Here is a 4969-nt window from a genome sequence, read left to right as displayed (position 1 = left end):
AGAAAATGGGGTATAAAAGAACAGAAGTAATAAAGAAATTAAATGATAAAACTACACTTGTTTATTACAAAAAAGAAAGGTAAAGCATTTAAAATACGCTTTACCTTTTTATGTTATTTTAGATTAAATATACAAAAATAATGTATGTTCTTCCAAAATACTCGGGTTAGTAATTTTGAAAATGAATAAAGATACAAAAACCACTACTTTGTCGTAAAGGTTACTAGCGCTTTTTGAATGCTTAAAATACTATCGTCACCTTTAAATTCTTTCGTAATTGGTTCCTCCATACTAGACACCCAAATTTTAAGTTCTGCATCTAAATCAAAATGCCCAGCCGTTTCGATGCTATATTGTGTAATACTTTTATAAGGAATAGAATGGTATTCTGTTTTTTTGCCAGTTACTCCTTGTTTATCTACTAATATAAGACGACGATTTGTAAATACGATTAGATCACGAATTAATTTATAAGCATGCTCTACTTTTTCATCGTCTAGCATAATCTTCTCTAAATCACGTTCTACACTTTCAGAACTCGTATTTGATGCATTTCCTAAAATACCGCTAAATAAACCCATATTAAATTCCTCCTTTAATATATGTGGAATGAATTACTTATATTGTAACATGTTACTCACAAAGATATTATCACATTACTTTAGTAGTTTCTGGTTATTGTTGTAATTAGTTTATATAACCTCATCTTAAAATCTTATGCTAATATGAAATTAAGAAAAAAGAAGCAGAGGGATATAGAATGAAGAATATCGGTTTAGTATTAGAGGGCGGAGGAATGAAAGGTTTATATACTGCAGGTGTACTCGAATATTTCATGGAAAAGAACTTATTCTTTCCATATGTAGTCGGCGTATCAGCTGGAGCCTGTATGGGAGCAACCTATTTGTCGCGTCAACAAGGGAGAAATAAGAAAGTAAATACAGAGCTAGTATCAGATTACAGGTATATATCTTATCGAAATTTAATTCGAAAACGTGAATTATTTGGAATGGACTTTTTATTTGATGAAGTACCTAATAAAATTGTTCCATTTGATTTTCAAACTTTCTTAAACTGTAATGAACAATTTGTTATAGGGACGACTGATTGCGAATCAGGACAAGCTGTTTATTATAATAAAAAAGAACATGGAAATGATATTTTAAAAATCATCCGTGCATCCAGCTCTGTGCCGTTTATAGCACCTGCTGTAGAATATGATAATCGAAAATTACTAGATGGAGGAATTATAGATCCTATACCAGTTTTAAAAGCTCAAACTGATGGTTATGAAAAGAACGTTGTAATTATGACAAAGCCAGAAGGATACGAGAAGCAGCGAAATAAATTTTCTGGTCTAGCTAAAATTCTATATAGAAAATATCCGAAAATCGCAGAGAATTTAGTAGACCATTATCGTTTTTATAACGAGACGATATCTTATATGAATCAAGAAGAACAAAAAGATAATTTTTATGTAATTCAACCCAGTGTACAGCTTCCTATAAGCGGAATAGAAAGAAATAAGGAAAAGCTCGTTAATTTATATAATCTTGGGTATATCGATGCTCAATATCATTATGAAAACTTATTAAATTGGCTAGAGAAATAAAGGAGTGGTAGGTAAAAAGGTTATTTTTAATGAATTGCAGAACATGCCTAGTCTACTGTATAAACCGTTTCCGAATTGTGACATTCATAAGAAAAGATTTTAATAATACGTTTACAGAAGATGATTGTATAAGCGCTGATTTAAATTATTATTGGATGCATACAGCAGGTACTTTAAGTTACGTGCTTAATAATAATGAACAGGAGATTGTGTTTAATCAAATTAAGTGGCTAAGAAAATCGTTTTTTGAGTGGTTTCCGCAATATTGTTTTCTAGAAACAGAGATTATGAATTATCCCATTTTATATAGAGATTTCATGAATTATGAAAAGACCCGTAAGCTATTACTTTATTATCTTACTGAATAAAAATTAAAACGTACAAGTGATGCTACTTGTACGTTTTTTGTTCATAGAATATACAATATTAACACCTTGTCCATGTAGGTATTTTAACGAGAAAAAAGAAGTACATATAGAATATGTAAGAGGGAGGAGATAGAAGCTTGTTAGCTGTTTTCCTTTCAATTCATGTCCAACTCAAATATTTCGAGTAAAATTCGTTTCTAAATGGTATTATCAAATATCAAGAAAACTAATTTAGAAACGAAGAAGGGACAGGTTTAATATGGAAAACGTATCAAATGTAGATAAAGTAGAATCTATACAGTCTTTACAGTCAACAATCCGTAAACTTGAAAATGCACTATCTCAGATGACTCAAAAAGGTGCAAATACTACATTAGTGAAAAAAAGACTCAAAGCAGCTAGTATCGGCTTAGCTATGTTAGAAAGTATTTGGAATCAAGAAACCCATCATTACACCCAAGAGGATTTAGCAGACGCTCGAAATGTTCTAATTGGTTTGTTGCCATCAATTGAAAAGATTTATGTTAAGTCAAAGCTTGGGAGTCCTCAAAGAACACTGTTAGAAAGAAGAATAAAATCATTGGAACTTTCTATTCAAGCAATTGATCATCTTTCTAATCAATAACTTCTCTAAACACATAACTTACGACTACTTTTATATAGAAATTCTAATGAAAAAACTACATATAGAATACTACAAAGGAGAAAGAGAGGTGATGGAGAAGGTACCAATAAAGCGTCTGTGTTAAAAATAGGTATGGACGTGCAGTATAGCAGTCGTTTTCCTTCAAATGATTATCCATCCGGAAAGATTGAAACATATTCTTTTTATAGTTCGATTTTAAATAACACACGTAAAATTCATATTTATACGCCTCATGATTATTCTCACACTTCACATCTTCAAGAACTTCTCATTGTATTTGATGGGAATTCATTCATAACCTTCCAATCGCAAAAACACTTAATTATTTAATTTACAAAAATGAAATCCCATCTTGTATTGCTGTTGCTATAGATCCTGTCGATCGATTAGAAGAGCTAACTTATAATGATAAAATGAATGCATTTTTCAAGGAGGAATTACTTCCGTGGTGTGCATCAAGAAGCAAAACATACAACAATTGCTGGTTTCAGTCTTGGTGGCTTAGCAGCTTTTTATGCAACACTTCAAAATCCACATGTTTTCGGAAATGTGTTGTCAATGTCTGGATCCGTACATTGGAAAAAAGATGATTATGAAAATGCAATTCCTTGGATTGAAAATCAAATTTAATCAATAGATTCTAATGCGACTCATCTCTATTCTTACATAGCAGTAGGAGAACTTGAAAACAAACCTCTTTTAACGGCTAATAGACGTCTGTATAAAGCTTTAAAAGAAAAGGAATACCAAATTACTTATGAAGAGTTTCAAGGCGGTCATGATAGCGTGTGGTGGCGAGAAAAGCTATTCGAAGGATTAAGGGCATTGAATTTTACAAAAACGACACTAAAAAATAAAAAGGAGAGAGAAGCTATGAATCAAGAAGAACTAGATAAAAAACTAAAAAAGCAAGAGATTTTAGTAAAAGATGAGAAAGTTTGATCGTATACGTATGAGGATCATATTAGTTCTATCGTTAAACAAGCAGAACAGAAAGGAGCTTTTGATAATTTACCTGGTAAAGGTAAACCTCTTAATCTCGATAAAGATCTTTCTTACAATCCTGAAAAACAACTTTATAGAACTTTAGCAAATAATCATGTTTTACCAAGGTGGATTGAGCTTTCAAAAGAAATTGACGATTTAAAAGAAAGACTAAAAGAAAATACAAATGCGGCAGAAGCAGCGGATTTAATTCGAACTATTAATAAAAAGGTTTTAGAACACAATTTACTTTGTCCACCAAGTGCGCAAAAAACGAGGGTGAAAACGGACTTTTAACAATTTTTCACAAAGCTATTTCTTGCTATATAATTAAGTAAGGCATTTTCAATTCATTACTAAAGGGAGGCAAATGTGATGAAGAATACGTATCAACTTCAAATTCCGACAGAACTAGAGCAGTATCGTAGTATTTTAGAAGAAAGTATAAAACCGTATGTTAAAGTGTCTGGAACATTAGCAGAGACAACACTTTTTGAAAGTAAGTTTGGTGGTTATCCGTATTTACCTATAGATCAAGAGCATCCTAAAGACTCAAATGGACAACCTATGATGCTACTTGCGCAGTTAAACTTTGAAGAAATTCCGCATGTTGAATATATGCCTCAAAAGGGAATGTTACAGTTTTTCGTAAGTGCTGATGATGAGCTTTATGGAGCAGATTTTGATCATCCAACAATCCAAAAAGACTTTCGAATTATTTATCATTCTACAATTATAGAAGATTTAAATAAGGTAATTACTGATTTTAGTTATTTAAACACTTTAGAATTAGAAGACTTTATCATACCTGAAGCAGCAAAACTGAATTTTGAGTTAGCTTATCAACCAGTAACACCAAGAGATTATAGATTTGAAATGATTTTTAGTGATAACATTGATTGGGAAGAAATTGTTGATGAAGAAAATAATACAGAATTAGGCGAACTGTATGATGATTTATGTAAAGATCAAGGACATAAAATTGGTGGATATCCATTTTTCACACAGACAGATCCGAGAGAATGGGAAGAAAAATACCAGCAACATGACATATTATTGCTGCAAATTGATACAGACGATTCATTAAATATTATGTGGGGCGATTCTGGGGTTGCTAATTTCTTTATACGTAAGGAAGAGCTGTTAAATCTAGATTTTTCCAATGTCATTTACAATTGGGATTGTTACTAGAAGATATAAATAAAATAATAGCAAATAAAAAAATCTTCCTGAAGGTGAGGAGGATTTTTTTATTTTAAAAATAAGTGTTATGTTAACTAGAATAAAAAAACAATGAGTGTAATGAAAGTCAAGCCTAAATAACAGAAATAACAACAAATAATGTGAAGTTGTAAAACG

At 31.2% G+C, this 4969-nt stretch carries 5 protein-coding genes and 3 pseudogenes; 7 read left to right on the top strand and 1 reads right to left on the bottom strand.

The window, feature by feature from the left end:
- Nucleotides 1-83: pseudogene (locus tag ABWK52_RS28800) on the top strand (GNAT family N-acetyltransferase); the annotation flags it as partial.
- Nucleotides 84-203: 120 nt separating this feature from the next.
- Here ABWK52_RS28800 and ABWK52_RS28795 read toward each other — a convergent pair.
- Entirely contained in the window at nucleotides 204-581 is a 378-nt protein-coding gene (locus ABWK52_RS28795; RefSeq protein ID WP_000522476.1) for a PH domain-containing protein, read from the bottom strand.
- Nucleotides 582-760: 179 nt separating this feature from the next.
- Between ABWK52_RS28795 and ABWK52_RS28790 the strand changes: the two genes are divergently transcribed.
- From ABWK52_RS28790 to ABWK52_RS28765, 6 genes and pseudogenes are all read left to right on the top strand, one after another.
- Nucleotides 761-1612 (top strand): patatin-like phospholipase family protein, encoded by an 852-nt coding sequence (locus tag ABWK52_RS28790; protein WP_000789287.1) that lies wholly within the window; start codon nucleotides 761-763, stop codon nucleotides 1610-1612.
- Nucleotides 1613-1655: 43 nt separating this feature from the next.
- Nucleotides 1656-1980: pseudogene (locus ABWK52_RS28785) on the top strand (YxiJ-like family protein).
- A 259-nt stretch (nucleotides 1981-2239) separates the two neighbouring features.
- Nucleotides 2240-2605: a hypothetical protein gene (locus tag ABWK52_RS28780; RefSeq protein WP_000432685.1), complete on the top strand. Its 366-nt coding sequence runs from the start codon at nucleotides 2240-2242 to the stop codon at nucleotides 2603-2605.
- A gap of 93 nt (nucleotides 2606-2698) precedes the next feature.
- Nucleotides 2699-3475: pseudogene (locus ABWK52_RS28775) on the top strand (alpha/beta hydrolase); the annotation flags it as partial.
- 114 nt (nucleotides 3476-3589) lie between these two features.
- Nucleotides 3590-3907 (top strand): DUF1992 domain-containing protein, encoded by a 318-nt coding sequence (locus tag ABWK52_RS28770; RefSeq protein WP_308282180.1) that lies wholly within the window; start codon nucleotides 3590-3592, stop codon nucleotides 3905-3907.
- Between the two features lie 78 nt (nucleotides 3908-3985).
- Nucleotides 3986-4801, top strand: a complete 816-nt coding sequence (locus ABWK52_RS28765) for a YwqG family protein (protein WP_000799821.1) — start codon at nucleotides 3986-3988, stop codon at nucleotides 4799-4801.
- Nucleotides 4802-4969: the final 168 nt, after the last annotated feature.

It is taken from the genome of Bacillus sp. AP50 (genome assembly GCF_040492675.1).
GTDB classification, from domain to species: domain Bacteria; phylum Bacillota; class Bacilli; order Bacillales; family Bacillaceae_G; genus Bacillus_A; species Bacillus_A cereus.
Note: the sequence above shows the minus strand (reverse complement) of the source record. Positions and strands in the feature narration are given on the sequence as shown.

What these genes read in the sequence shown, in the direction of transcription:
- ABWK52_RS28780 (WP_000432685.1), top strand. Translation starts at nt 2,240, where the DNA reads ATGGAAAACGTATCAAATGTAGATAAAGTAGAATCTATACAGTCTTTA.
- ABWK52_RS28790 (WP_000789287.1), top strand. Translation starts at nt 761, where the DNA reads ATGAAGAATATCGGTTTAGTATTAGAGGGCGGAGGAATGAAAGGTTTA.
- ABWK52_RS28795 (WP_000522476.1), bottom strand. Translation starts at nt 581, where the DNA reads ATGGGTTTATTTAGCGGTATTTTAGGAAATGCATCAAATACGAGTTCT.
- ABWK52_RS28765 (WP_000799821.1), top strand. Translation starts at nt 3,986, where the DNA reads ATGAAGAATACGTATCAACTTCAAATTCCGACAGAACTAGAGCAGTAT.